Here is a 26,114-nt window from a genome sequence, read left to right as displayed (position 1 = left end):
CAGACGCCGTTTCAGGCAAGCCGAAAATTCGGCTAAAATTCAGCACAACCATCATCTGTATTTTTAAAATGAACACACAACACCGCAACCAAATCCGCATCATCGGCGGCAGCCACCGCGGGCGTAAAATCGCTTTTCCAAACGCAACAGGCTTGCGCCCCACTGCCGACAGTGTCCGCGAACGCGTATTTAACTGGCTGGGGCAGGATTTGAGCGGGAAATGTGTGTTGGATTTATTTGCCGGCAGCGGTGCGCTCGGCTTTGAATCGGCATCACGCCGCGCCAAACACGTTTATTTGGTGGAGCAGCAGCGCACAGTGGCACAGCAATTGCGGCGCAATGCCGAATTATTGGCACTGCCTGCGGTTGAAATCATTGCCGCCGATGGCTTGGTGTTTTTACAACACGCGCCGCAGCGTTTTGATGTGGTGTTTTTAGATCCGCCGTTTGCGTGGCAAGAATGGGCAATGCTGTTTTCGCGGCTGCCGTCCTGTTTGAATGACGGTGCACTGGTTTATTTGGAAGCGGGCAAACTGCCCGAAATACCGGCACAGTGGCAAACAGAAAAACAAGGCAAAGCGGGCATGAGCCATTTTATGCTGCTGAAATATATTTCGCGCTGAGTAAGTCTCAATAACGCATTTATGGTAATATTTTGTTAATCGCTTGAAATAATAACAAAACCATAAATGGTTATTGTTGTTACTATTATTCGATAAAGCAAAACCAACCATTACCCGCGCAACCAAATAACCGATGATTGAAGTATCTTTTAACCTGACCGCTTGGCGTGCGGTGTGTCCGTTTTTCAGTGAACGCCAAGATTGGCAGCGTTGGGCGCAGCACCCTGAATGGATTAACGGGCTGCCTGAAACCAAGCCGAATTTGGATTTTTTGCCGCCGATTCAGCGGCGACGGTTAAGCGGTGCGGCACGGTTAATGTTTGCGGCGGCGCATCCTTTACTGGCAGACAATCAGCATTGTCCCTTGGTATATGCTTCGCACGACGGTGAAATCAACCGCAGTTTTGCGCTGTGGCTGTCCTTGCTGCGCGGGGAAGGTGTGTCGCCAACCTCGTTTGGCTTATCGGTACACAATGCGCTGCCCGCACAATGGTCGATGCTACACCAAGACATGAGCGAATACACGGCTTTGAGCGCGGAAGATCATTTTGAAGCGGCGTTTACAGAAGCCTGCATTTTATTGCAAGAAGGTGCTGAACGGGTATTGCTGGCGGTGGTTGATGAACCCATTGCGTCTGAATACGATTTACCGCAAGCACAGCGTGCGCCGTTTGCTTATGCGTTTGCAGCGGTATTAACCGCGGGCGATGCCTGCCGATTGCGTTTCCAGGCAGCCGCTGAAACGGCGGAAAAAGCCGGCGACTATTGGGGTGCGCTGCATTGGATTCGTCATGTGTGTTTGGCTGAAGAAAACAAGCCCGCTGTATTGCGGCAAAATTATGCCGACAGGCAATGGTTATGGCAATGGACACGATGAGTTGGCGAACACGGGCGAATTGGTGGCGGCGGTTGTTTGCCACTTTATTCGCCTTTGTGCTGTTTGGTGCTGCCGGTTTATTGTTCAAGCTGATTTTACTGCCCTACACCTTAATCAGCACCGCCGGTAATGTCCCGCGCCAGCTGCGCGCACGCCGTTTGGTGGCGGGCATTTGGCGGTTGTTTGTTGTTTATCTGGTGAAGTCGGGCATTTTAAGCTATGAATTGCACGGTGCAGAACGCTTGGGCAGACCGGGTCAATTATTGCTGGCAAACCACCCGTCTTTATTGGACGTGGTGTTTTTATTGAGTTTTGTGCCGCAAACAAATTGCGTCGTCAAACGTGATTTATTGCGCAATCTGGTGATGACCAGCCCAATCCGCGCCTGCGGTTTTGTGGTGAATGACGAATCGGAAGCCTTGCTCTCGCAGATTCATGCTATTTTGCAAGGTGGGCAATGTCTTTTGATTTTTCCTGAAGGCACACGCACCAATTGGGACGGCGTGGTGCGCTTTCATCGCGGCGCGGTGTCATTGGGCTTGCGCAGCGCACGCATCATCACACCGATTGTGATCAAGCAAAATCCGCCGAGTTTAAAAAAAGGACAGCCGTGGTATCGCATACCGCGCATTCAAATGCACTATGAATTTCGGGTGGGCGAAGACATCGACCCGCAAGCTTGGCTGGCTGAAAAGCCGCTGCCGATTGCCTCGCGCCGCTTGAATCAATACTTGGAAGACTATTTTAATAAGGAAACTGCCGCATGAATACCTTGGAAGAGCAAATAAAACAATTGATTATTGACAGCTTGGGTCTGGAAGACATCGGCATCGAAGACATAGACACCGCCGCACCGCTGTTCGGCAGCGAGGGCTTGGGCTTGGATTCGGTGGACGCTTTGGAATTGGGCTTGGCAGTGCAAAAAGCCTTTGGTTTCACTTTTGAAAATGACAGCACGGCATTGCGTGCGCATTTTTACAGTGTTAAAACTTTAGCGGCGTTTGTTGCGGCGCAAAGCAAGAAATAAGGAGTATGTTATGTTAAATCAGGAAGAAATCACCCAGATATTGACTGACGCATTAACAGAATTATTTGAAATTGATGCCGAAAAAATCACACCGCAAACCAATTTATATGAAGACTTGGAAATTGACAGCATTGATGCCATTGATTTAATTGACTACATCAAACGCAAAACCGGCTACAAACTCGTGGCAGACGATTTTCGCAGCGTGCGCACCGTAAACGATGTGATTAACGCGGTATTGCAAAAAACCCAATCCGAACCGGCTGAATAAAGCCATGTTGCATCGGCTTCTCGCGCTCATCAGCATTGTCTATCCTTTATTGTGGTTTTTCGGGCAAGACCGAGGCTGGTTTCCGTGGCTTGCGCTGGGCATGGCAATGCTTTGGGGTTCGCGCGCCGTATTCAGCCGGCACAAGCCTCAGCGGCTGCTTGCTTTTGTTTTATCACTGTTTTTTGTGCTTATTTGGCTTTTCAGGCAGCCTGATGCCATGTATTGGTATCCGATTGCCGTCAATCTATTGATGCTGGCTTTGTTCGGCGGCAGCTTATTCAGCTCGCAAAGCCTGATTGAACGGCTGGCGCGTTTGCAACATCCTGATTTGCCCGAATCGGGCGTGCGCTATACCCGCAAGGTAACGCTGATTTGGTGCGGCTTCTTTGTATTCAATGCGTTGATTACTTTGTATTTGATTGCAACCGCTGCATGGTCTGCTTGGGCAATATACACCGGCGTGATTGCTTACTTATTAATGGGTTTACTGTTTGGTGCAGAATGGCTGTATCGGTATTTTGTGTTGAAAATTCGATGAACCCTGCCGCCGATTGGTGCTGATGATTTTTTCAGCACATCAGCACGTGTACAAACAAATCCGCGTTTTAAGTGAATTCATCACACAAAGCAAACAGGCTGCCTGAAAAAAGGAAATCACATTGGTATTGCAGCAAACTTTGACATGGAAAGACTGTGTTTTGTCCTGCGATGAACACATCGAAGACAAACCGCTGGCACTGGACCCATTATTAGGCCGCAAAGACGCATTCAACGCGGCGGCGCATTTGGCGGCAAATTTAACCGACAACGTGATAAAACGCGCTGCCGTTTGGTGTGATGATGCCGCCTTAATGACATACGCCTTGCTGGCGTGTCATTTTGCGGGAATCCAAGCCGTGCTGCCCGGCAGCAAAACCGCTGCCGCCATTGCCGATGCAGAACAACACGCCGATATTTGGCTCACCGACAGCGATGATATTGCCGCCCATTTACCGCATTGGCGCGCAAACGAATTAATGCGCCTGTTTTTGGAAAAACACAATCACGGCACTGCCGCTGCTGCTTATGCCCATGCCGTATTTCAACCCGATGCACGCATTCTGCTGAAAACTTCCGGCTCAAGCGGCGATGCCAAATGGGTGGTAAAAACATGGGAACAAATGCTGCTTGAGGCGCACGCACTCAGCGGCTGCCTGAAAACACATTGGACACGCTTTGCCGACGGGCATCACCATTCGCCCGACGCGGTTATCGGCAGTGTTTCACCGCAGCACCTGTATGGACTCACGTTTCGCATTATGCTGCCGCTGATTGCCGCTTGGCCGATACTGCGCCGTCAATGTGTTTATCCCGAATTGCTGTTGGAATATGCGGCGCATTATCCCAACAACATCGCCGTGGTCAGTCCCACTTTACTCAACGCCTTATTGAATAACAACAGCGACAAAAATCTATTGGTACACACCCAATTTATCTGCGGCGGCGGCGTGCTGCCCGTTGATGCGGCAAAAAACATCATGGATTTGGGTTTGCCCGCGGCAACAGAAATTTACGGCAGCACCGAAACAGGTGTGATTGCCGCTCGCCAATACCCGAATACTTGGCAATTTTTACCCGATGTACACGCCCAAACTGACGACACAGGCATATTGTCGGTGCGCAGTCCGTGGTGTCAAGATTCTCAGATAACCGGTGATGTGATTCAACACCATGACAACGGTTTTCAAATCATGGGGCGGCATGACCGCTTAATTAAAATTGCCGACAAACGCTATTCTTTGGCGCAAGTGGAACAAGCCCTAATCGCCGATGAATGGATTGCCGATGCCGTTTGCGCACAACACCCGCAAAAAAACCGCTTGGGCGCGTGGGTTGCATTAAATGCAGCAGGCATTCAAGCCTATCGTCAATCAGGGCGCAGGGCATTGGTCGCACATTTAAAAAACCGTTTGCTTCAGCAGATTGATGCACCGGCATGCCCGCGTTATTGGCGTTTTGAAACCGCCTTGCCGCGCAATCAGCAAGGCAAAATCTTGGCGCGCGATGTAGCAATGCTGTGGCAGAAACGCCCGATACAAGCGCAATGGCTGCCTGAAAAATCACAATCGGAAAATGAATGGTTTTTTCAGGCAGCCATACCCCTGGATTTGGCTTATTTCAGCGGCCATTTTGATACTTTTCCTTTGGTGCCGGGTGTCGTGGAATTGCAGTGGGTAATGGATTTGGTCAAAATCCTGCCTTTGCCTCAAGAGCCGGTGTTGCGCGTAGAAAACCTCAAATTTCAGCATTTCCTGCGCCCTGCCGATGCCGCAACCATCCATTTAACGTGGCAAACGGATAAACACAAATTGCTATTTCAAATCAGCACACCAGATGCCGTGTGTGCCGGCGGGCGCATTGTTTTCCAAACCAAAGAAGGGGCGGCGGCGTGAAATTGGTTGCCCTAATCCCGCATTACAACCACCTGCAAAGCATCGGCATCGTGGCAGCAGCCATGCGCGCGCAAGGCTATCCCGTGTATATTGTGGACGACGGTTCAGACGCGGCATCGCGAGACGTGCTGCACCGATTGTCTGAATGCGACGAAAACATCACCATTTTGCAGCGGGCAAAAAACGGCGGCAAAGGCAGTGCGGTGAAAATGGGTCTGCTGGCTGCTCAATGGGCAGGGTTTACCCATGTATTGCAAGTTGATGCCGATGCACAGCATTGTTTGGCAGACGCAGCCAAGCTCACCGCCGCCGCCGAACAACAACCCGAGGCTTTGATTTGTGCACACCCCCTATACGGCAGCGATGCGCCCAAGTCGCGGCTATATGGGCGAAAAATCACCAACTTTTGGATTACAGTAAACAGCGGCTCACTGCAATTGAAAGACGGCATGTGCGGCTTTCGCGTGTATCCGCTTGCCGCCGTTATGCCGATTGTGCGCCGAGAATATTTGGGCAACCGCATGGATTTTGACACCGAAATTTTGGTACACGCCCATTGGCGCGGTATCCCAATGGTGTGGATTGACACACCGGTGCGCTACATTGACGGTGGCGTATCCCATTTTCGCGTATGGGCAGACAATGGCTTAATTTCCAAAATGCACGCACGCTTGTTTTTTAAAATGCTGCGGCGGCGGTTATTCAGGCAGCCTTTTCATGAATAAAACAGCCAATTCACCCAATCATTGGGCGGCACACAATGAACGCGGCAGCCGTTTTTTCCTGCGGCTGACCGCCCATCTGGCATGCCATTGCCCGCCGAGTTTATTGCGCTTGTGTATTTATGCCGTATTGCCGTATTTTTTTCTGACCGCACCGCATCAACGCCGATGTATCCGCGATTACCAAACACGCTTGCGCCGCCGCTGCCCCGATGTCAGCCTGCCGAAACAAAGCGCGGTATGGCGGCAATTTCTTGCCTTTGCCGAAGCCATTACCGACCGTTTCTCCGTGTGGCAACACAAAATCACCTATGCCGACTTGAATTTGTACGACCCCGATGATATTTACGCCGACATTCGCCGCAGCATCCGCGAGCGGCAGCACGGGCAAATCTTTATTTGCGCTCACTTAGGCAATACCGAAATCTGCCGCGCCTTGGTGCATCATCATCAAGGTTTTGTTTTGAACGTATTGGTACACAGCCGCCATGCCCAAGCATTTAATCAGGCATTAAAAGAAGCCGGTGCTGATGACATACATTTAATTCAAGTAACCGATTTAGATGCCGCCTTAATGCTGGACCTGCAAAAACGCCTTGAGCGCGGCGAATGGCTGGCAATCGCCGCCGACCGAATACCCGTTCGCGGTGACAAAACCACAGAAGTATTGTTTTTGGGAGAATCTGCCCAATTGCCGCAGGGGCCGTGGCTATTGGCGGGTTTATTAAAAGCACCGCTCAACACCGTATTTTGTCTTAAAAAACAAAATCAATATGAATTACATTTAAAGAAATTCGCCGGCACACCACAATGGCAGCGAACAAACCGCCAAGAAAAAATATCTGAATTGGCACAGAATTTTGCCGATGAACTCACCGCCATGTGCCGTTTAGCCCCATTGCAATGGTTTAATTTTTACGACTTTTGGAATCAACATGCGCCGCACTGAATCGGCTTATTGCAGTCATTTCACCGACATCACCGTGCCTTTTTTTGATGTGGACAGCATGTTCATCGTCTGGCACGGACATTACGTTAAATATTTGGAAGTTTCCCGCTGCGCCTTTTTGTCTGCACTGCAATACGATTACACCGTTATGCGGGAACACGGCTTCGGCTGGCCCATCATCAAAATGGATTTGAAGTACATACGGCCGGCACAGTTTGGACAAAAGCTGCAAGTAGAATTGCGCCTATTGGAGTATGAAACCTATCTGAAGTGCGGCTACATCATTCGCGATGCCGCAAGCAACGAAAAACTCACCGAAGCCACTACCACCCAAGCAGCAGTAAACATCATCAGCGGCGAAATGCAATTGCAAACGCCCGAGTCATGGCAAACAGCAGTGCGGCGGTATTTGGCACAAAAGCAATGATGAACATAGTAGAAATAATCTGCGCCACCGAATGGGTGGCGCATTTTTTTGATACAAATCAAAAAAAATTTTGGAATACAAAATAATTTCACTTAACGTTGTGTGTGAAATTATATTATAATGTTATTATAATATAATCGTAAAAATCTTTTAATTGAATCAATTTGATACTGCTATTTATCATGTCTTAGCCAATATGAAGTATTTCTTTTTTGTAAGGGGGATTGATTGTGAACTACTTAACTGCAAGTGAATTCGGCTTCAGTTTTCTAACGTCAGGAGCATAAAATGAAAATTTTTCCTGTCGTCATGTCGGGGGGAGGAGGGACTCGGCTTTGGCCCATTTCCAGACAAAGCTATCCGAAACAATTTCTTCGATTGAATGAAAACAGTTCATTATTACAAGATACCCTTCATCGCTTACAAAATATCCAATGCGAGCAACCGATTATTATCTGCAATGAACAACATCGCTTCATTCTCCAGTCACAATTGAACGAAATCAGCATCAACGCAACCATTATCTTAGAACCGGAGCGCAAAGATACGGCAGCGGCAATTATGTTGGCTGCACTAAAAGCACGGGAATTGTGCCCGCCCGAAAAGGAAGCCAATATCCAATTGCTGATTATGTCGGCGGATCATTTTATTGAAGATAATTCTGTTTTTGCAGATTTAATTCATTCTGTTGCCCAACGCACACATCAACCCTTATTAATCTCACTGGGCATAAAACCCACGTCAGCACATACCGGATACGGCTACCTGCAAAAATCAGACACAATCGAGCCGGATTTAATTTACCGTATTGAAAAATTTCATGAAAAACCTGACAAAATTAAGGCAAAAGAATACCTTGATGCGGGCAATTATTATTGGAACAGCGGCATCTTCTTATTTGATACCGATTTATTTCTAACCGAAATGAATCAATTCCGCCCCGATATTTATTCGGCATGTTGCCGCGCCATGCAAAACCAAACGCAAGAAAATCAATTTATTTGTATTGATAAAGAAGCCTTTAAAAAAAGCGGCAGTGATTCTGTGGATTATGCGGTTATGGAGAACACCCGCCATGCCGCCATGGCAATTTTGAAAACAGAATGGTCGGATATTGGTTCATGGGATTCTTTATCACATTTATACCCAAAAGATGAATCCAATAATATTACCATTGGGCGCATTCATATTGATGATGTCAGCAACTGTTTTATCTACTCAACCACCGATCGGCTCATCGCCGCACAAGGTGTTCAAGACTTGGTGATTGTAGAAACACCTGATGCCCTGTTGGTGCAACACCAAGATACCACACAAAGCACCAAAAAGCTGGTAAATACACTACTGAAAAATAAGGTGAAAGAAGCCACTGAAAATAGCTTAACCCACCGCCCGTGGGGAACTTATCTCACTCTGGAACACGGCGATCGTTTCCAAGTGAAACGAATTGTGGTTAATCCCGATGCCCGATTATCAATTCAAATGCATCACCACCGTTCAGAACATTGGGTTGTGGTTAGGGGTGTGGCTGAAATCATGATTGGTGATGAAACACGCATACTGACTGAAAATCAATCCACTTATATCCCCGTTGGTGTGAAACATTGTTTAAAAAATCCGGGGAAAATTCCGCTGGAATTAATTGAAGTACAATCAGGGACGTATTTGGGCGAAGACGATATTGTACGATTTGATGATTGGTATGGACGGTAATTTTTAATGAAAACACTTATTTTATCTAAAGAAAACAGCAGTTTCTGTAAATCTATTTATCAAGTTATTGAATTATTGGGAGATATAACTTATAAAAGAGAGCATGATTTTCCAAAAGTAATGGAGCTTGTTGAATTTATAAATAGTCATAAAATAGATCAAGTTTTAATGCCTAATCCATATGGAAACAATAAACGATTAACTTGTTACAAAAAATTAAAAGAGAAAAACATTACCACAATAACCAGTGATCGTGGTGCACTGCCAAATTCATGGTTTTTTGATTCCGGTTTCAATTTTGATTCTGAAAGCTATCACCCAAAATCATGGGATAAGCCTTTAACTGATGAACAAAATTTAGAAGTTATAGATTATATTAAAGAATTCCGTTGTGGGCTAAATAACTTAGAAAAACAAAGTGAGCGATTGAGTGGAGAAGTTCTACGCCAAAAAATAGGAATGCAAGGCAAAAAAGTAATTTTTGTTCCCTTACAACGTCCCAACGATACAGTTATTAAATATTTTTCAGGGTTTGCAGAATCAGTAGCGAAATTTATCAATGATATTCATCAAATTGATAAACAAATAAATGATAAAACTAATTCTGAATGGATTTTTCTCCTCAAAAAGCACCCATTAGAGACTACTTATTATCCAATTAAATCAGATAATATATTTTATGTACCTGATGATACTAACGTATATGATTTAATCGAAATTTCAAATACTATTATTTTAATTAACTCTGGAGTTGGCTTAAGCGGTTTACTATTTGGGAAACAAGTTTTATGTTTGGGTAATGCTTTTTATGCGCATGATGGTCTGGCTATTGCTTGCCATTCAATAGCAGATGCAGTGATTCATCTACATAACAAGAAAAAATCCAATTCAGAAAAAATCAATTGCTTTCTATATCACCTACTTCATTCTGTTTACTCTTTTGGCCGATTTGAAACAGAATTAATTCAAAGCGGTGAATCATTTAGAAATGAAACTAAATTAATCGATTTTGATATTGTTCATATTTTAGGGAAAAAGGTAGAAAAAAAGAAAAAGGTTTTGTTATTATCTCCATTACTCCCTTACCCTATATACAGAGGTAGCCAATTACGTATTGACACTATTATTCGCTGGTTAATCGATAATTATTTTGAAGTGGAGCTTGTCGCTTTAAACACTAGTTTTAAAGATAAAAGTAGTACTGATTTAGCTGAAGAGCTACTATCTGTTTATCCCAATATCACTAATGTGAGTGTTTTTAAAGATCCAAAATTTGATAATTTATCAAAGCTAAATCGATTAAAAAGCAAAATAACTAAATTATTTATACGAAAAAATACTAGAAATGAAATATCCAATAAATATAGCTGCCCTGATAAAATTGTTCGATTCATCAATAAACGATTGGCAGAGAAAAAATTTGATTACTTATTTTTGAATTATACAAAAACAGTTCGTGTTATTCCCCATAACTATCAAGGAAAAATTATTATTGATACGCATGATTATCAGACTAATTTTATAAAAGAAGATCAAGAAATCAATAAGATAAATATGGATATTGATTTAGATTGTTTTCGTGAAAGTGAACATAAAGCATTAAATCGCGCCGATATTTTATTAGCAATAAATCCATTAGAAGCTGAGTTATTTAAACAGATTGTATCACCCGATAAAAAAGTAGTTACGATACCTGCTTTTATACCCCCTATTTCTCAACAGGTAAATTTTATTTATTATAATTATGATATTTTGTATGTTGGGTCATTGCTTAATTTTAATATCAGCGGACTACAATGGTTTCTTAATGAAATTCTTCCAAAATTACTTCTTTTGAAAAAAGATATAAAAATTGCAATTGCAGGGAATATTTCTAGAACCAAAGATATTGATTGGAATCAATACCCTAATTTAGCCATTTTAGGTATTGTTCCTGATTTAGCTCCTTTATATCATTCTTCAGCTTGCTGTATTGCACCTATTTTAGGTGGCGCAGGAATGAAAATTAAAGTTATTGAAGCTTTATCATATGGAAAAGCTATTGTGGCTACCCACAAAGCCGTTGAGGGTATTAATTACCAAAATTATCCTGATTCAATTTTGGTAACCAATGACCCTGATAAATTTGCCAATCATATTTTTTCTGTTATTTCTGATAGAAAAACCCGGTTATCGGTTGAAAATCAAGCGCGTGAATTATTCCAAAAAGAGCACTCGGTATCTGCTATCGCAAGTATATTGCATGATACCTTTATATAATTGAATAGAAAATATGGCTATTATTCATGGATCTTGGTATTTATTATCAGATATAGACCGCAATGAACTGATTCAGTGCGGATCTACTATTTCACCAAGCGCAATGTTGCACCCAACAGTATCTTTATGTTCTCCTGTGCATATTTCACCCAACGTTCAAATAAAAAATAATGTTTCCATTGATAAATATACTTTTATCAACTGGAATAGTGTTATTTATCCAAATGTTTATATTGGTGCATATTGCTCTATTGGCAGAGGTATTCAAATTGGATTAGCTAACCATCCTGTAAATTGGTTAAGCACGCATACTTTTCAATATAATGCCAATTGGTTTAATAATATTCCGGAATATCAGAAATTAAAACGATCTAAACATCATATTCATCACCCTAAAGTGAGTATTGGTTCTGATGTTTGGATTGGTAATAATGCAATGATTAAAGCAGGCGTTACTATTGGTCATGGCGCAGTGGTTGGTGCTGGTGCAATAGTTACTAAAAATATCCCTCCTTATGCAATTGTTGGCGGGAATCCTGCAAAAATTATTCGATATCGCTTTGATAAAAATACTATAGATAAGCTTTTATTATTAAAATGGTGGAGTTTGGATATTAGTCAATTAAATGGTATTGATTTCTCAAATATCGATAATGCCATAGAGCAAATAATGAAAATTAAAGATTTATCTTGATTGGCAATGGCTGATTCTCATCACCTTCCAACGCACAGATTTTTTGCTCCTGTTCGATTTATACCGAAATAAACCATTTACCGTATTTTTGCGAAACGCTTACCTTTTTCAGGCAGCCAATCAATATTTTTTGCATAACTGAATTAAAACAAGTTATCTATTTGATATTATTTATTTTAATACATCAACACCCAATTAAACACAAAACGAAAACAGCCAAAAATGGGGTTCTTTTGCGAATTTATTCACCGTTTGAGCATCATCCAAATTTAAAGACTTTGAATATTAAAGTGATTGGGTGCACAATATCTGTTTTGTTCGTTCTGCTGTGAACAGCAAAAAACACCGAACTGGAAGAACGGGGGTTTTTGCACATCAGATAAAAGGAAGACAGTAATGATTTATGGAATCGGTACCGATTTGGTCAGCCTCAGCCGTGTGGAAAAAATATGCAAAACCCACGGTGTGGCAACAGTAGCAGCCAAATTACTCACGCGCATTGAACTTTTGGAATGCCCGTCGGCGCATCAAAATGCTTTGTTTTTTGCCAAACGTTTTGCGGCAAAAGAAGCGTTTTCCAAGGCGGTGCATACCGGTTTGCGCAGTCCGGTTACGCTGCACAACATCGGCATCGGGCATGACCGCTTGGGCCGCCCTGAATTTATTCTGGAAACCCCTTTGCAAAACTGGCTTGCTGAAAGAGGCATTGGCAAAATCCATTTAAGCCTGTCCGATGAAGCAGATTACATCACGGCTTTTGTGGTGGCAGAAAAAGCATGATGTCGGTTTTTGAAAATGAATAAAATCAATAAGGAAACGGCTTCAACGACACCGCACACGGCAAGATCAAGATAACGGGCGGGCAGTTTCTAAATCGGCGGAAAGAAAAACCGCCAACCCGAAGATTGACGGAAACCAAAGTTTTTTGTTTTTGGCTTATTTCTATTGACTAATCAACATGATTAACATTAAGATAACCCTAATGTCAATTTTGACAGTCAATCGAAACTTGCCTACGGCAATAGACAGTTTCATTGTCTGACCACTCCTTTCCAGGACTGGCTTGACTACAAAAAGCCCCACTACGAATGGGGCTTTTTGCTGCACAGCCCCACTATACCGAAAGCTTGCTTTAATCCAAAGCAGGCTTTTTGTTTTCAGGCAGCCTGAAAAATCAGCCCCTGAAAAGCCAATCAAAAAAAACAGCTGCAATCGCTCACTTTTTTCATGTTATGGATTTATGACTTGTAAAATAAGCCGCTATAATGGCGGTTAATAAAAATACCAAAAACACACATTGAGGAGATAATGATGTCCGTTTTATTCGATACGCTTACCGCTCAAAATGGCAAAAGCATCGGTGTTGCCGTGCTTGCCGATGAGAAATCGCTCAATGCACTCAATGCCGAGATGATTGAAGCCTTGTCTGCCCAGCTAACCGAATGGCGGCACAATCCGAATATTGCGGCGGTGTTGATTCGCGGCAGCGGCGAAAAAGCATTTTGTGCCGGCGGCAATATTCGTGCACTTTACGGCAATATGCTTGAAAATTCTGCTTTTCCCAATCAATATGCCTTGAATTTTTTCAGCCGTGAATACGCGCTGGATTACCAAATACACACTTATCCGAAGCCAATTATCGCGTGGGCAAGCGGTATTGTTATGGGCGGTGGTTTGGGTGTGGCAGCGGCTGCCGCTTATACGATTGTTACCGAAACCACGCGCATGGCGATGCCGGAAATCAATATCGGCTTATTTCCCGATGCCGGCGGTTCTTGGTTTTTACCGCACATGCCCGCCAGAAGCGGCTTATTTTTGGGCTTAACGGGTGCGCCGATTAACGGCAATGACGCACTGCTTGGAAATTTGGCAGATTTTGCCCTGCCTGCCGATGCGTACAACACGCTGCTCTTTGCATTGCAGCAAACCAATTGGCAAGAAAACGTGCAAGACAACCACGCGCTGACTGCCCAAACGCTGCAAAGCTGCCACAACACCGGCAGGCTGCCTGAAAGCCTGTTATTGAAACACGCTGCGCTGATTCACCGCATCACTCACCAAGGCTCGCTTGCCGCTACCGATGATTTTCTGCATAAAAATGCAGTGCATCAGACCGACAATTGGCTCAAACAAGCGTTTGATAATTATATAAACGGCTGTCCGGCAACCGCGGCTTTGGTGTGGCGTATTTTTGAATCTGCGCCGCGCCAATCGCTGCCTGAAATTTTCCGCATGGAATTAATTGTGGCTTTGCATTGCTGCCAAAACGGTGATTTTCAAGAGGGCGTCCGCGCGCTATTGGTGGACAAAGACAAAAACCCGCGCTGGCAAAAAAAATTATCCGAATACACCGCTGATGATATTGACCGCTATTTTGTCAGCCCGTTTGCCGAAAATGAACATCCGTTTGCGGCGTGGTAATCCATTCGGGTGAAAAATATGTGATAACGATAAGCCGTCTGCACTAAAATAAACGCGCTGATAAATTCGCTCCGCTGCCGAGAGGTAAATATGATGATTCCGATTTTGGCTTTTGACATTGAAACCATACCCGATGCCGCCGGTATTCGGATTTTATACCAGCTGGGCAATGAGTTAAGCGACGACGATGTGGTTACGTGGATGCAGCAGCAACGCCGCGCCCAAACCGGCGGCAGCGATTTTATGCCTTTGCATTTACAGCAAGTGGCAGCCATTTCCTGCTGTATGCGCTGGGGCAAAGATAAAATCCGTGTCGGCAGCATCGGCGATACCGGCGACACGGAAGAAACATTAATTGCCAAGTTTTTTGAATTGGTGGAAACCCACACGCCGCAATTGGTGAGCTGGAACGGCGGCGGTTTTGATTTGCCGGTATTGCATTACCGCGGCTTAATTCACGGCATCAGTGCCGCGCGGTATTGGGATATGGGTGCGGGTGATTTTGCCGACAGCCGCGATTTTAAATGGAATAACTACATCAGCCGCTACCACACCCGCCATTGCGATTTAATGGATTTACTGGCACTTTATCAAGCCCGCGCCAACGCACCCTTGGACGACATGGCAAAATTATGCGGATTCCCCGGCAAATTGGGCATGGACGGCAGCCAAGTTTGGGCAGCGTATCAACGCGGCGAGTTGGCGGAAATCCGTCAATATTGCGAAACCGATGCCGCCAACACCTATTTAATGTATTTGCGCTTTGACCTCATGCGCGGCTTTTTAGATGCCGACGCTTACGAGCAAGAAATCCGTTTACTCAAAACCCATTTGCAACAGCAAAGCGGTGCGCATTGGGCAGAGTTTTTGGGTGCATGGACACAATAATTTAATCGCACAAAAAACCAAACGCGGCACACAAAACATCATGTGCCGCGTTTGGTTTAATAAAAAAGCATCAACGGCTGATGTCTTCCAATGTTCTGCCTCGGGTTTCTTCGCCCAAAAGCAACACAACCGCCGCCACCGCCAGAAAAACAGCCGTAAACATCAAAAACACGCTGTTAAATCCGCCGGCCGCACTCATCATGTGCGTTACCACCAACGGCACGATAATGCCGGCAACCCGCCCAATGGCAGAAGCCCATCCCGAACCGAACGCACGGATATTGGCGGGATATTGTTCGGGCGTATAGGTATAAAGCACACCCCACGCGCCCAAATTGAAAAACGACAGCAAACAGCCCCACGCAATAATGCCATTGTTTGAATCTGCCTGCCCGAAAAAATAAGCACTCACGGCACAAGCCGCCATAAACACCGCCAATGTGGTTTTGCGTCCCCATTTTTCAACCAGCCACGCCGCCGCCAGATAGCCCGGCAATTGCGCCAAAATCAAAATTAACGTGTATTCAAACGATTTCACGATATTAAAGCCCTGCTGCACCAGCATACTGGGCAGCCACGTGAAAATGCCGTAATACGAATACACAATACCAAACCAAATTAACCACAACATTAACGTGCGTTTGGCAAAGGGCGGCGACCACAGCTGGGCAAAACTAATATTCGATTGCTGCGATACCGGTAAAACCTCAATGGTGCTGACAACCTCAATATTGGCTTCACGCTCCAAATTGCTGATAATCTGATGCGCCTTTTCGGTTTTGCCGCGCATAATTAAATACGGTATGGATTCAGGAATGGCATACCACACCAGCAACGCATAAACCGCAGGAATACCGCCGATAAAAAACGCCGCCTGCCAGCCATGACTTGGAATCACAAAATAGGCAATCAGCGCGGCTGCCAGCCAGCCCAAACCCCAAAAACTTTCCAGCAGCACAATAAACCGTCCGCGCACCTTTGCCGGAATGTACTCGCTCACCAAACTCACCGCCACCGGCAATTGTCCGCCCAAGCCCAAGCCCACGATAAAACGGAAAATCAGCAAAAACATCAAATTGGGTGCAATGCCGCACAAAGCCGTGGCAATGCTGTAAATTAATAATGTGCCGACAAACACGGTTTTACGGCCAATACGGTCGGCAACCGCACCCGCCAGCACCGCACCGATTGCCATGCCCACAAAACCAACACTCACTACCCAGCCTTTTTGTGTGGGCAAAAGCTGCCAGTCTTCAGCCAGCCGAGTCATGATAAAGGCGATTAAGCCCGTATCCATGGCATCAAACAGCCAACCCAAACCCACAACCACCAACAAGCGGTAGTGAAACCGCCCAACCGGTAAACGCTGTATGCGTAATAACAAATCCATTTTTATTTTTCCAATGATGTGTGGTAAAAATACAGCAAATGTGTTTCAGGCAGCCTGAAACATAAGGCTGCCTGAAACAAAAAAACAAGATGCTTAACACGGCTTTAGCGTAATTAAACCATGTTAAATAAAATTCACAATTATACTAAAATAATAACAGAAATAATAATAGAGGAAGTAAACACCGATGCCTCCCAATGAAACTTGTTTTTTACCGCCGAATTCTTCGGCAGTATTCTGCGCCCTGATACCCAATGCCGCATGGGCGGAACGTGTTATTCAAGCGGGTGCAAAAATATTATTGCTGCGCTGCCGCGGTTTATTCGGCTCAGGGCTTTACCGCGAAATTGAATGCAGCGCACAGCTGGCAAAAACCGGCGGTGCACAACTGTGGATACAAGATTATTGGGTGGAAGCGATTGAATGCGGGGCGTTCGGTATTTGTATTGAGAAAGAAGATGCCGATTGCGTTGATTGGGTGAAAATCCGCCAAGCAAATTTGCGGGTATGCGTGCGTATTGATTCTTTAGATGCACTGTCGGCAGCTTTAAAATACACACCCGATTGCATTGCTTTTGAGGCGGATTTTTCCCAAGCAGAACACAGGGAAAATTTACACCGCATCATTACAGAAGCCCGAAAAACACCGATTATGGCGATAAGCACGGCAGACATAATCAATAATGGTGAACCAATCAACCTAATCAATACAGGCATTGCTTGCTTGGCATTGGATTGTGCGGCGGTAAAAAATCCCGAAGCCTTGCTTCAGTATTTTCAGGACAATACATAAGGCTGCCTGAAAATGCCTAAAAACGGCAATCAGCAAGCCATCGGATCATTGAGATTGGGGTGAATGCTTTTTTCATTGGTGAGCGCGCGGCGGCGGATTTCTTCGTCAGACAACGGTTTATCCGCAAAAGTTCGTACCGCTTCAACCGAATCGGCAATCACCAAATCCCGTTCTTCCGATTCCATTTCATCGGCAGTGGTGGGTTCGTGGCAAGTGGATAAATCATCGGTATGCAGTTCCGCTTTCGGATAAATTGCCCCTTGCTTTATTGCCGATACCGCGTTGCTTTTCGCTGTTTTTTCTTCTTTTTCATAAATTTGATTTTCTGCCTGTTTGGCGAAGCCATCGTCAATAATCAGCGATTTTTCCTCGGCCTCCATTTGCGCCGCGCCGGTTAAATCAAAAGTATCCGCAGCCGGCAAGTGGTTGGATTGTGTATTCATCACATCTCCTGAAGTAAACAAATTACAAAAAGCAAACAAAGCACAAATGGTTTACAAATGATTTTATTTATTCTAACACGTCCGCCTCCTGCTTTCGGCTGGTTGAATAACGTGGTTTGCTTTACAATTGAATAAAATAATCCATCAATGAGTTATAAAATTCATGGTAAAAAAATATTTCGGCACCGACGGCGTGCGCGGTGAAGTGGGGCAGTATCCGATTACGCCCGAATTTGTCTTAAAATTGGCGTATGCCGCCGGCAAAGTTTTGGTAAAACACAGCAATGATCACCGCGCCACCGCCCTGATCGGCAAAGACACCCGCATTTCCGGCTATATGCTGGAAGCGGTAATGGAAGCGGGATTCACCGCCGCAGGTGTTGATGTATTGCTCACAGGCCCTTTGCCCACCCCGGGTGTGGCGTATTTAACCCGTGCGCTGCGTTTGGACTGCGGCGTGATGATTTCCGCCTCCCACAATGTTTATTCCGACAACGGCATTAAATTTTTTGCTGAGGGCGGTGCAAAACTCAATGATGATTTAGAACTGGAAATTGAAGCCCAGTTGGAAAAACCCATGCAAACCGTGGGTTCTGACTATTTGGGGCGCGCCCGCCGCATTGTCGGTGCAGTGGATCGCTACATCGAATTTTGCAAATCCACTTTTCCCAACCACATGAATTTACGCGGATTGAAATTGGTGGTGGATACTGCCAACGGCGCAGCATACCATGTTGCGCCCAAAGTATTTCATGAGCTGGGTGCGGAAGTAATCAGCATTGGTGATGAGCCAGACGGCTATAACATCAACCTGAAAGTGGGTGCAACACACACCAAATCCCTGCAAGCCGCCGTGCTGCAAAACGAAGCCGATTACGGCGTGGCACTTGACGGCGACGGCGACCGCCTGATGATGGTTGATAAAACAGGCAAAGTGTATGACGGCGATAGTTTAATTTACGTGATTGCCAAAGCCCGCGCCGCTTCAGGCAGCCTGAAAGGCGGCGTGGTCGGCACAGTGATGACCAATTTGGCAATGGAGATCGCACTCAAAGAACGCGGTATTGATTTTGTCCGCGCCAAAGTGGGCGACCGCTATGTGCTGGAACAGCTGTATCAGCACGATTGGCAAGTGGGCGGCGAAGCCTCGGGGCATGTGGTGTGTTTGGATAAACACAATACCGGCGACGGCATTATTTCCGCTTTGCAAGTATTTGCCGCTTTGCAGACCCTCAATCAAGACTTGCCCTCAGCACTTGCCGATTGGCAGCCTTATCCGCAAACCATGATTAATGTACGCATTCAAAAAGATCAGGATTGGCAGACTGCCGCCAAACCCGTTGCCGAAGAAGTGGAACGCGAACTGGCGGATTTGGGGCGCGTGGTGCTGCGTCCTTCGGGAACAGAGCCTGTGGTGCGGGTTATGGTGGAAGCCAAACACGCCGCCGCCGCGAAAGCCGCCGCTGAAAAAATTGCCCGCGCCATTGAAACGTCAGCGGCTGTCTGAATATTGTGTTTTAAAAATGCGGCTTGCCGATAACCAAAACACAATACATTTATATACAGAGAACAGCTTATGGCACACCGCATTCAGCCTTGCCATAATGCTGATGTAATACAGATATTTTCAGGCAGCCTGAAAATAACCAACCTTATTATTGTTACCGCCGCCGATAGAGCAACACTGGTTTTTTAACCAAAGCGAATGGAAAGTCCTGCCTCATGTTCAGTGTGTTAGAAGCCTTTTTTACCCAATACGGTTATGCGGCGGTGTTCGTGGTTTTGGTTGCCTGCGGTTTTGGCGTGCCCATTCCCGAAGACGTCACTTTGGTTACCGGCGGCGTGGTTTCCGGCTTGGGCTACACCAATGTTCACACCATGTTTATTGTGGGCATGGCGGGCGTATTGGCAGGCGATGGTTTGATGTTTGCCGCCGGCAGGGTATATGGGCAGCGTTTGTTGCAATATCGCTTTGTGCAGCGGGTTATGACGCCGAAACGCTATGCTCAAGTACAAGAAAAATTTGACCGCTACGGCAACCGTGTCTTGTTTATTGCTCGTTTTCTGCCCGGTTTGCGCACCCCAATTTACATCACTGCCGGCATGAGCCGCCGCGTTTCTTATTGGCAATTTTTGCTGATGGACGGCTTGGCAGCGATGATTTCCGTGCCAATTTGGGTGTATTTGGGTGCGTATGGTGCGGAAAATATTGATTGGCTGATGCGCAAAGTGCATCAATTCCAAACAGGATTGTATATTGCCCTCGGTCTCGGCGTTGTGGTACTGCTGTATTATTGGTGGCGAAAACGACAGCGGATTTTGTTTTTCCACCAAAAAATTAAAGAAATCCGCGCACGGCGTTTGGCAAAAAAACAAAACAAATCACGTTAATGTCTTTCAGGCAGCTTTTTTCAGGCTGCCTGAAAATATATTTTTAAGGAAAGGGTTTTATTATGTCCGACGCAGTGTGCGGCGACGGTGCATTTCGCCGCCCGGGTTTAATCGGTTCAAGCATTGAAAACACATATGCCGGCGCATTGTCGTTTATGCGCCGGCGTTACACCCGTGATTTAACCGATGCTGATGTGGTGGTGTCGGGTGTGCCGCTGGATTTGGCAACCACTTTTCGACCCGGCGCACGTTTGGGACCGGCAGCTGTTCGTGCCGCCAGTGTGCAATTGGCAGAATTGAATCTGTTTCCGTGGGGCTTTGATCCATTTGACGATTTGGCAGTCATTGATTACGGCGATTGCTGGTTTGACGCGCACCGTCCGTGGACAATCCGTGAAAGCATTGTTCAACATGCCCGCGATATTATTTTCAACAGCCGCGCCAAAATGCTTACTTTCGGCGGTGATCATTTCATTACCTATCCGCTTTTGCAGGCACACGCCGAAAAATACGGCAAACCTTTAAGTTTACTGCATTTTGACGCGCATTGTGATACTTGGCAGGACGACGATGAAAATTCGCTTAATCACGGTACAATGTTCTATAAAGCGGTAAATAACGGTATTATCAATCCCAAAACTTCAGTACAAGTGGGTATCCGCACTTGGAACAGCGATTTCATGGGCATGAATATGCTGTTTGCACCGTGGATACACGATAACGGCACTGCCGCTGCTGTGCAGCAGATTAATCACATCATCGGCAAAAACCCCGTTTACATTACTTTTGACATTGATTGCCTCGACCCCGCGTTCGCACCGGGAACAGGCACACCGGTAGCAGGCGGCTTGAGTTCACACCAAGCCTTGAGCATTGTTCGCGCTTTGGGTGATTTAAATATTATTGGCATGGACGTGGTGGAAGTCGCTCCTGCTTATGACCATGCCGAAATCACCGCCATCGCCGCCGCGCACATCGCCGCCGATATGCTGTGTTTATTGCGCAACCGCAAAGTCGCAGGCAAGCTGTAACCGTATTTTTTTACCATTATCAAGGAACTAAAGATGCGTTGGGAAAACCGCAGACAAAGCAGCAATGTAGAAGACCGCCGAGGCATGAGTGCCGGTAAAAAAGGCACAGGCATTGTCGGCATCATCGTATTGCTTATCGGTATGTACTACGGCGTGGATTTATCCGGCATTGTCGGTGCACCGCAATTGGGCAGCGGACAGGTTCAGCAATCTGCGCTGCCGCCGCAGGAAGAAGAACAGCTCAATCAATTGTCGCGGGTGGTTATGGCAGAAACCGAAGACAGCTGGGGACAATATTTTCAATCAAAAGGCACGAAATACACTGTGCCGACGCTGGTGTTGTACAACGGCTATACCACCACCAGCTGCGGCACCGGTCAAGCGGCAATGGGTCCATTTTACTGCCCCAACGACCAAAAAGTGTATCTGGATTTGTCTTTTTATGAAGATTTAAAAAACAAATTGGGTGCGCAAGGCGGTGCGGCGGCGTTTGCTTATGTGATTGCACACGAAGTTGGGCATCACGTACAAAACTTATTGGGCGTTTTGCCGCAAGTACATCAGGCACAATCCCGAAGCAATGAAGCACAGTCCAATGAATTATCCGTGCGTTTGGAATTACAAGCCGATTGTTTCGCCGGCGTATGGGCAAAAAGTGCCGAAAAAGACGGTATGTGGGAACAAACCGACATGGCACAAGCCATTGATGCCGCCGAAGCCGTGGGCGATGACCGCATTCAAAAACGCGCGCAAGGCTATGCCGTTCCCGATAGCTTCACTCACGGCAGTGCCGAACAGCGCAAAACATGGTTTCAGCGCGGATTTGTTAATGGCGATCCGAACCAGTGCAACACATTCAGTTAATAAAATATTCAGGCAGCCTGTTAAATAAAGCAGGCTACCTGAAAAATAACCAAAAACAATGCAAAATAAAGGGCTGTACCGAAAACCTCGGAACAGCCTTTTTTATTTACTTCTTAACAACTGGCGCACCCGACAGGGATCGAACCTGTGACCTCCGGCTTCGGAAACCGACACTCTTCCAACTGAGCTACGGGTGCGTATTGAAAAACGAATTGCGTATTCTAGCCGAATTAAACACCCAAAGGCAAACCTGTTGCCGATGTTGTTCCGACAATATCGCTCAAAGGCCAGCGCGGCTTCACATTAAATGCCCCCGCCGATTGCGCTTTTGCCAAATTCATTGCGCCGGCAAAGGCAATCATTGCGCCGTTGTCGGTACACAGTGCCAAAGGCGGAAAATAAGTGCGAACGCCCTTGATGTGATTTAACGCCTGACGCAGCCGCCAGTTCGCGCCCACACCGCCCGCGACCACCAAACGGTTTAAGCCGGTTTGTGCCAATGCCGCGCGGGCTTTTTGGCTTAACACCGCAACCACGGCTTCTTGAAATTCACGGCAAATATCGTTGCGTGTTTGTTCCGATAAAACCGCATTGCCTGCTTCGGCTTGGATGCGGTTTACGGCAGTGAGTACTGCTGTTTTTAAACCGGAAAAACTCATGTTTAAGTCGCCCGAATGCAACATCGGGCGCGGAAATGAAAACACATCGGGTTTTCCTTGTTTTGCCAATTCCGATAATTTTGCACCGCCGGGGTAGGGCAAACCCAATAATTTGGCGGTTTTATCAAACGCTTCACCCGCCGCATCGTCCACGCTTTCGCCCAATAATTCATAATCCCCAATGCCGCGCACCGCCATAAATTGAGTGTGCCCGCCCGATACCAAAAGCGCAACAAACGGAAATTCGGGCTTATCATCACCCAAAAGCGGCGACAATAAATGCCCTTCAAGGTGATGCACACCAATCAACGGTTTGCCCAAGGCAAACGCCAGCGATGCGGCAAAACTCGCGCCCGCCAGCAATGCACCGCCCAAACCCGGTCCTTGAGTGTAGGCAATGGCATCAATTTCGCTCATGCCCTTATTTACCTTGTGTAAACAAGCGCGGGTCAGCGGCAATAAGCGGCGAATATGATCGCGGCTTGCCAATTCCGGCACCACGCCGCCGTATTCAGCGTGCATTGCCATTTGTGTGTGCAGCTCATGTGCAAGCAATCCCGCATCGGTGTCGTATAACGCCGCACCCGTTTCATCACAGGAAGATTCAATACCCAATACCAACATAACAGGCTGCCTGAAAAGTAAGATAAAAAGTCATTTTTAAAACAATGAATAACCTTGCCGCAGAACGGCGGGGAATATGACCTAAAGAGATTCACGGATACCTGCCAAGGCGGGCATCAATTTTTCAGCGGCAGAATATTTTATTGTTTGGCTTGCCGCATTCTTGCCGCTCAAGCATAAAAAAACCGTATCTTTGCCTCGGCAAACCTTAAGCAAAGATACGGCGTATTGAATAAAATTCAAGTTAATTATTTACGCAAGCCCAAACGCGCAATCAATTCGCGATAGGTATCGGGTTTGGTGCGGCGCAGGTAAGACAGCAAACGGCGGCGTTGGCTCACCATTTTTAATAAGCCGCGGCGGCTGTGGTGATCTTTGGCGTTGGCTTTGAAATGCGGTGTTAAATCGTTGATGCGGAAAGTGAGCAAAGCCACTTGTACTTCAGACGAACCGGTATCGCCTTCTTTGCGTTGAAAATCTTTAACGATTTGTGCTTTTTGTTCTACGGTTAATGCCATTTTTAAACTCTCAAATAAAAATCAGCCTTGCGGCAGACAAGTTTACCGAGCCGAAAACCGACAAAGTAAACTCCAAATTACGCGGCGGCGGTGCTCATCAGACGCAAGGCTTTCAGGCAGCCTGTTTGTGGCTCTCTACTTACCAAGCCGATAAAGCGATTGTCTTCGCCATACACGCGCAAGGGCGATATTATGCCATGATTTTCTGTGTGTTGCATGGGTATTGCGCGCGTGGTCAAGCCGTGCTGTAGGCGCGTAATCTCATTTTCAGCCAGCCTGACCGCAGGCAGATGCTGCACCAATACATCGCAGGGCAAAAGCAAAGCATCGCGCTCGGCTTCGCTTAACGCACTTAACGCGCTTAATGTGTGGCTTTGGCTGATAAGAAAACCGGCGGTTTGGGTGCGCCGCAGGGCAGTTAAATGCGCTACCGTACCCGCGTGTTTGGCAAGATCTTCGGCAAGGGTGCGGATATACGTGCCTTTGCTGCAATGCACGATAATGCCGGCTTCAGGCGGTTCAAACCGTGTAATATCAATGCGGTGAATACAGATTTCGCGTACTTTGCGTTCAATTTCTACGCCGGCGCGGGCATACGCATACAGCGGCTTGCCTTGGTGTTTGAGCGCGGAATACATCGGCGGCGTTTGCTTAATCACCCCAATAAACACCGCACAGGCTGCCTGAAACGCGGTTTCACGCACGTTTACGGGTACATCAGCAATGATTTCACCCTCGGCATCACCGGTATTGGTGGCTTGACCAAGTTTCAAAACGGCTTCATAGGCTTTGTCGGCATCTAATAAATATTGAGCAAATTTGGTGGCTTCGCCGAAACACACAGGCAATAAACCGGTTGCCAGCGGATCAAGCACACCGGTATGCCCGGCTTTTTCTGCACGATACAAACGCCGTACTTGCTGTAAAGCAGTATTGCTGGACACACCACAGGCTTTGTCGAGCAGTAAAACACCGGATAATTTGCGGCGGGGAAGTTTGGTTGAAGAAAGCATATGTGTTGATGTGGTGAACATTATTTCAGAAATATTTTAAAAATCAATTACGCAAAGGGCTGTATTGTAATGAATACCGTAAAATGCTGAAAATGGATTGGTATTGCTTTTTGTTATGGCCACGGCTTAATAATCGGTATTTTCAGCTTGCTTAAAACAGATTTTAATTTATCACGCGATGTAGCACAGGCTCGGCACTATTCTCCGCGTTTCAATAACGCGCGGCTGCCGCACATTTTTTACCCGCAACGACTACATTATTCCAAAGTATTTCTCGAAGAATTTCAGTAATTTTACAATCACACCTTGTTTTTTATCCCGCCGATTACCGCCGCCGAAGCGAGACACTGGCGGCAAGATTTTATCAACATCTGTCCCGGTGGTTTTAACCGAACCATCGCGGAAAGCGTTCTCAATAAACTTGCGGGTTTCCTCGTTTTTGAGGTTTTCTTCGGCTATTAGAGTCTGCAAATCTTTCTCCGCTTCCTCTCGAACAAAATACTGCCAATCCGCCTCAACTTTTGTCTGCACGTTCACTCGACCGATGAACTCTTCGATTAGCTCTTTCTTGCTTCTCAGCTGAACGCTCGCGCGCACCGCTTTATAGATGTTATCCAGTATGCTCTTATCTTTGCAGTTGCTTTCTTTATATTTGGCGACAAGTATCAGGATATAGTCTATATTAACTTCAATTTGATGAATGAGTTCCAGCTCAAATTCGATGTCATCGTTTATCTCTTCACGCTCTCCGCTATCGGGACGGAATTTATCTTTGGGACAAGACAACCAAACAAGGTAAAAACAAGACAACTAAATTTTCTCGGTTCTAAACCATTTAAGCAAGATTTTATAGATATTTTGCTCTCTATGGTTAAAACGAAACTCAGTTTCTTTAAGATGAATTTCAAATAAGTGCTTATGAATACCTTTAAACTTCGCCAAGCGGTGTTTAGCGAAGCCCCAAAAGCTTTCAATACCGTTTACATGATTGCCCTTACCGTCGGAAAATTCATCATTACCATGATTGACACGAAAATGCTTTTCAAAACCCACATCAACCAAACCGTCGTAACCGCGCCAGCCAT

The 26,114-nt window shown here is 46.0% G+C and carries 28 protein-coding genes and 1 tRNA gene; 21 read left to right on the top strand and 8 right to left on the bottom strand.

From position 1 onward, the window contains the following. The first annotated feature begins 68 nt into the window (after positions 1–68). The 16 genes from rsmD to Q384_RS05110 all read left to right on the top strand — a co-directional run bounded on the left by rsmD (position 69) and on the right by Q384_RS05110 (position 15,303). Positions 69–623, top strand: a complete 555-nt coding sequence (gene rsmD, locus Q384_RS05190; protein WP_037586397.1) for a 16S rRNA (guanine(966)-N(2))-methyltransferase RsmD — start codon at positions 69–71, stop codon at positions 621–623. 133 nt (positions 624–756) lie between these two features. Next, the gene (locus Q384_RS05185) at positions 757–1,500 is read left to right on the top strand and encodes a beta-ketoacyl synthase chain length factor (protein WP_037586396.1); all 744 of its coding nucleotides are present in this window, start codon (positions 757–759) and stop codon (positions 1,498–1,500) included. Then, positions 1,476–2,267, top strand: coding sequence for a lysophospholipid acyltransferase family protein (locus Q384_RS05180; protein ID WP_051940491.1), 792 nt, complete (start codon positions 1,476–1,478; stop codon positions 2,265–2,267). The genes Q384_RS05185 and Q384_RS05180 overlap by 25 nt, the downstream gene beginning before the upstream one ends. Further along, a complete protein-coding gene (locus Q384_RS05175) occupies positions 2,264–2,527 on the top strand; it encodes a phosphopantetheine-binding protein (RefSeq protein WP_037586395.1) in 264 nt (87 codons plus the stop codon). The genes Q384_RS05180 and Q384_RS05175 overlap by 4 nt, the downstream gene beginning before the upstream one ends. Before the next feature lie 10 nt (positions 2,528–2,537). Beyond that, positions 2,538–2,798: an acyl carrier protein gene (locus Q384_RS05170; protein WP_037586394.1), complete on the top strand. Its 261-nt coding sequence runs from the start codon at positions 2,538–2,540 to the stop codon at positions 2,796–2,798. Positions 2,799–2,802: 4 nt separating this feature from the next. After that, positions 2,803–3,336: a COG4648 family protein gene (locus Q384_RS05165; protein ID WP_037586393.1), complete on the top strand. Its 534-nt coding sequence runs from the start codon at positions 2,803–2,805 to the stop codon at positions 3,334–3,336. Between the two features lie 121 nt (positions 3,337–3,457). Next, on the top strand, positions 3,458–5,230 hold the full coding sequence (locus Q384_RS05160; protein ID WP_051940488.1) for an ApeI family dehydratase: 1,773 nt from the start codon (positions 3,458–3,460) through the stop codon (positions 5,228–5,230). Beyond that, positions 5,227–5,955: a glycosyltransferase family 2 protein gene (locus tag Q384_RS05155; protein ID WP_037586392.1), complete on the top strand. Its 729-nt coding sequence runs from the start codon at positions 5,227–5,229 to the stop codon at positions 5,953–5,955. The genes Q384_RS05160 and Q384_RS05155 overlap by 4 nt, the downstream gene beginning before the upstream one ends. Further along, positions 5,948–6,901 carry a lysophospholipid acyltransferase family protein gene (locus tag Q384_RS05150; RefSeq protein ID WP_037586391.1) on the top strand — a complete coding sequence of 318 codons (954 nt, stop codon included), beginning with the start codon at positions 5,948–5,950 and terminating at the stop codon, positions 6,899–6,901. The genes Q384_RS05155 and Q384_RS05150 overlap by 8 nt, the downstream gene beginning before the upstream one ends. Further along, entirely contained in the window at positions 6,888–7,328 is a 441-nt protein-coding gene (locus tag Q384_RS05145; RefSeq protein WP_037586390.1) for an acyl-CoA thioesterase, read from the top strand. The genes Q384_RS05150 and Q384_RS05145 overlap by 14 nt, the downstream gene beginning before the upstream one ends. A gap of 288 nt (positions 7,329–7,616) precedes the next feature. Next, entirely contained in the window at positions 7,617–9,041 is a 1,425-nt protein-coding gene (locus Q384_RS05140) for a mannose-1-phosphate guanylyltransferase/mannose-6-phosphate isomerase (RefSeq protein ID WP_051940486.1), read from the top strand. 6 nt (positions 9,042–9,047) lie between these two features. Next, positions 9,048–11,300, top strand: a complete 2,253-nt coding sequence (locus tag Q384_RS05135) for a glycosyltransferase (RefSeq protein WP_037586389.1) — start codon at positions 9,048–9,050, stop codon at positions 11,298–11,300. Positions 11,301–11,313: 13 nt separating this feature from the next. Then, the gene (locus Q384_RS05130) at positions 11,314–11,994 is read left to right on the top strand and encodes a CatB-related O-acetyltransferase (RefSeq protein WP_084224402.1); all 681 of its coding nucleotides are present in this window, start codon (positions 11,314–11,316) and stop codon (positions 11,992–11,994) included. A gap of 396 nt (positions 11,995–12,390) precedes the next feature. Continuing rightward, positions 12,391–12,774, top strand: coding sequence for a holo-ACP synthase (gene acpS / locus Q384_RS05125; protein ID WP_037586388.1), 384 nt, complete (start codon positions 12,391–12,393; stop codon positions 12,772–12,774). 528 nt (positions 12,775–13,302) lie between these two features. Continuing rightward, on the top strand, positions 13,303–14,415 hold the full coding sequence (locus Q384_RS05115) for an enoyl-CoA hydratase/isomerase family protein (protein ID WP_037586386.1): 1,113 nt from the start codon (positions 13,303–13,305) through the stop codon (positions 14,413–14,415). Between the two features lie 93 nt (positions 14,416–14,508). Continuing rightward, the gene (locus Q384_RS05110) at positions 14,509–15,303 is read left to right on the top strand and encodes a 3'-5' exonuclease (protein WP_037586385.1); all 795 of its coding nucleotides are present in this window, start codon (positions 14,509–14,511) and stop codon (positions 15,301–15,303) included. Positions 15,304–15,373: 70 nt separating this feature from the next. On the opposite strand, the gene Q384_RS05105 is transcribed toward Q384_RS05110, so the two are convergent. Further along, entirely contained in the window at positions 15,374–16,693 is a 1,320-nt protein-coding gene (locus Q384_RS05105; protein ID WP_037586383.1) for an MFS transporter, read from the bottom strand. Between the two features lie 187 nt (positions 16,694–16,880). Between Q384_RS05105 and Q384_RS05100 the strand changes: the two genes are divergently transcribed. Next, positions 16,881–17,486 carry a thiamine phosphate synthase gene (locus Q384_RS05100; protein WP_037586382.1) on the top strand — a complete coding sequence of 202 codons (606 nt, stop codon included), beginning with the start codon at positions 16,881–16,883 and terminating at the stop codon, positions 17,484–17,486. 29 nt (positions 17,487–17,515) lie between these two features. Here the strand turns inward: Q384_RS05100 and Q384_RS05095 are convergent, their stop codons facing one another. Beyond that, positions 17,516–17,929 (bottom strand): hypothetical protein, encoded by a 414-nt coding sequence (locus Q384_RS05095; protein ID WP_037586381.1) that lies wholly within the window; start codon positions 17,927–17,929, stop codon positions 17,516–17,518. 163 nt (positions 17,930–18,092) lie between these two features. Here Q384_RS05095 and glmM point away from each other — a divergent pair, with 163 nt between their 5' ends. The 4 genes from glmM to ypfJ all read left to right on the top strand — a co-directional run bounded on the left by glmM (position 18,093) and on the right by ypfJ (position 22,215). Next, a complete protein-coding gene (glmM, locus tag Q384_RS05090; RefSeq protein ID WP_037586380.1) occupies positions 18,093–19,436 on the top strand; it encodes a phosphoglucosamine mutase in 1,344 nt (447 codons plus the stop codon). A 215-nt stretch (positions 19,437–19,651) separates the two neighbouring features. Beyond that, positions 19,652–20,320, top strand: a complete 669-nt coding sequence (locus Q384_RS05085; RefSeq protein ID WP_037586378.1) for a DedA family protein — start codon at positions 19,652–19,654, stop codon at positions 20,318–20,320. Positions 20,321–20,382: 62 nt separating this feature from the next. Beyond that, on the top strand, positions 20,383–21,351 hold the full coding sequence (gene speB, locus Q384_RS05080) for an agmatinase (RefSeq protein WP_037586377.1): 969 nt from the start codon (positions 20,383–20,385) through the stop codon (positions 21,349–21,351). Between the two features lie 33 nt (positions 21,352–21,384). After that, positions 21,385–22,215: a KPN_02809 family neutral zinc metallopeptidase gene (gene ypfJ / locus Q384_RS05075; protein ID WP_037586375.1), complete on the top strand. Its 831-nt coding sequence runs from the start codon at positions 21,385–21,387 to the stop codon at positions 22,213–22,215. Positions 22,216–22,336: 121 nt separating this feature from the next. On the opposite strand, the gene Q384_RS05070 is transcribed toward ypfJ, so the two are convergent. The 6 genes from Q384_RS05070 to Q384_RS05045 all read right to left on the bottom strand — a co-directional run. Continuing rightward, positions 22,337–22,412 (bottom strand) — tRNA-Arg (locus tag Q384_RS05070). A gap of 33 nt (positions 22,413–22,445) precedes the next feature. Beyond that, complete coding sequence (tsaD, locus tag Q384_RS05065) at positions 22,446–23,498, bottom strand: tRNA (adenosine(37)-N6)-threonylcarbamoyltransferase complex transferase subunit TsaD (RefSeq protein WP_051940482.1); 1,053 nt, start codon at positions 23,496–23,498, stop codon at positions 22,446–22,448. A gap of 248 nt (positions 23,499–23,746) precedes the next feature. Then, positions 23,747–24,016 carry a 30S ribosomal protein S15 gene (gene rpsO / locus Q384_RS05060; RefSeq protein WP_037586374.1) on the bottom strand — a complete coding sequence of 90 codons (270 nt, stop codon included), beginning with the start codon at positions 24,014–24,016 and terminating at the stop codon, positions 23,747–23,749. Between the two features lie 77 nt (positions 24,017–24,093). Then, positions 24,094–25,029 (bottom strand): tRNA pseudouridine(55) synthase TruB, encoded by a 936-nt coding sequence (gene truB, locus Q384_RS05055; protein WP_037586403.1) that lies wholly within the window; start codon positions 25,027–25,029, stop codon positions 24,094–24,096. Positions 25,030–25,281: 252 nt separating this feature from the next. Next, positions 25,282–25,839, bottom strand: coding sequence for a type I restriction endonuclease subunit R, EcoR124 family (locus Q384_RS05050; RefSeq protein ID WP_084224401.1), 558 nt, complete (start codon positions 25,837–25,839; stop codon positions 25,282–25,284). Continuing rightward, a partial coding sequence (locus Q384_RS05045) for a transposase (protein ID WP_037586372.1) occupies positions 25,840–26,114 on the bottom strand: 275 nt, incomplete at its 5' end. It lies immediately after the preceding gene.

The organism is Stenoxybacter acetivorans DSM 19021 (assembly GCF_000745895.1).
Classification (GTDB): Bacteria; Pseudomonadota; Gammaproteobacteria; order Burkholderiales; family Neisseriaceae; genus Stenoxybacter; species Stenoxybacter acetivorans.
This window is presented reverse-complemented; position numbering and strand designations above follow the sequence as displayed.

Excerpts from the sequence above, each read along its gene's own strand:
- rsmD (WP_037586397.1), top strand. The coding sequence starts at position 69 with ATGAACACACAACACCGCAACCAAATCCGCATCATCGGCGGCAGCCAC.
- Q384_RS05185 (WP_037586396.1), top strand. The coding sequence starts at position 757 with ATGATTGAAGTATCTTTTAACCTGACCGCTTGGCGTGCGGTGTGTCCG.
- Q384_RS05180 (WP_051940491.1), top strand. The coding sequence starts at position 1,476 with ATGGTTATGGCAATGGACACGATGAGTTGGCGAACACGGGCGAATTGG.
- Q384_RS05175 (WP_037586395.1), top strand. The coding sequence starts at position 2,264 with ATGAATACCTTGGAAGAGCAAATAAAACAATTGATTATTGACAGCTTG.
- Q384_RS05170 (WP_037586394.1), top strand. The coding sequence starts at position 2,538 with ATGTTAAATCAGGAAGAAATCACCCAGATATTGACTGACGCATTAACA.
- Q384_RS05165 (WP_037586393.1), top strand. The coding sequence starts at position 2,803 with ATGTTGCATCGGCTTCTCGCGCTCATCAGCATTGTCTATCCTTTATTG.
- Q384_RS05150 (WP_037586391.1), top strand. The coding sequence starts at position 5,948 with ATGAATAAAACAGCCAATTCACCCAATCATTGGGCGGCACACAATGAA.
- Q384_RS05145 (WP_037586390.1), top strand. The coding sequence starts at position 6,888 with ATGCGCCGCACTGAATCGGCTTATTGCAGTCATTTCACCGACATCACC.
- Q384_RS05140 (WP_051940486.1), top strand. The coding sequence starts at position 7,617 with ATGAAAATTTTTCCTGTCGTCATGTCGGGGGGAGGAGGGACTCGGCTT.
- Q384_RS05135 (WP_037586389.1), top strand. The coding sequence starts at position 9,048 with ATGAAAACACTTATTTTATCTAAAGAAAACAGCAGTTTCTGTAAATCT.
- Q384_RS05130 (WP_084224402.1), top strand. The coding sequence starts at position 11,314 with ATGGCTATTATTCATGGATCTTGGTATTTATTATCAGATATAGACCGC.
- acpS (WP_037586388.1), top strand. The coding sequence starts at position 12,391 with ATGATTTATGGAATCGGTACCGATTTGGTCAGCCTCAGCCGTGTGGAA.
- Q384_RS05115 (WP_037586386.1), top strand. The coding sequence starts at position 13,303 with ATGATGTCCGTTTTATTCGATACGCTTACCGCTCAAAATGGCAAAAGC.
- Q384_RS05110 (WP_037586385.1), top strand. The coding sequence starts at position 14,509 with ATGATTCCGATTTTGGCTTTTGACATTGAAACCATACCCGATGCCGCC.
- Q384_RS05105 (WP_037586383.1), bottom strand. The coding sequence starts at position 16,693 with ATGGATTTGTTATTACGCATACAGCGTTTACCGGTTGGGCGGTTTCAC.
- Q384_RS05100 (WP_037586382.1), top strand. The coding sequence starts at position 16,881 with ATGCCTCCCAATGAAACTTGTTTTTTACCGCCGAATTCTTCGGCAGTA.
- Q384_RS05095 (WP_037586381.1), bottom strand. The coding sequence starts at position 17,929 with ATGAATACACAATCCAACCACTTGCCGGCTGCGGATACTTTTGATTTA.
- glmM (WP_037586380.1), top strand. The coding sequence starts at position 18,093 with ATGGTAAAAAAATATTTCGGCACCGACGGCGTGCGCGGTGAAGTGGGG.
- Q384_RS05085 (WP_037586378.1), top strand. The coding sequence starts at position 19,652 with ATGTTCAGTGTGTTAGAAGCCTTTTTTACCCAATACGGTTATGCGGCG.
- speB (WP_037586377.1), top strand. The coding sequence starts at position 20,383 with ATGTCCGACGCAGTGTGCGGCGACGGTGCATTTCGCCGCCCGGGTTTA.
- ypfJ (WP_037586375.1), top strand. The coding sequence starts at position 21,385 with ATGCGTTGGGAAAACCGCAGACAAAGCAGCAATGTAGAAGACCGCCGA.
- tsaD (WP_051940482.1), bottom strand. The coding sequence starts at position 23,498 with ATGTTGGTATTGGGTATTGAATCTTCCTGTGATGAAACGGGTGCGGCG.
- rpsO (WP_037586374.1), bottom strand. The coding sequence starts at position 24,016 with ATGGCATTAACCGTAGAACAAAAAGCACAAATCGTTAAAGATTTTCAA.
- truB (WP_037586403.1), bottom strand. The coding sequence starts at position 25,029 with ATGCTTTCTTCAACCAAACTTCCCCGCCGCAAATTATCCGGTGTTTTA.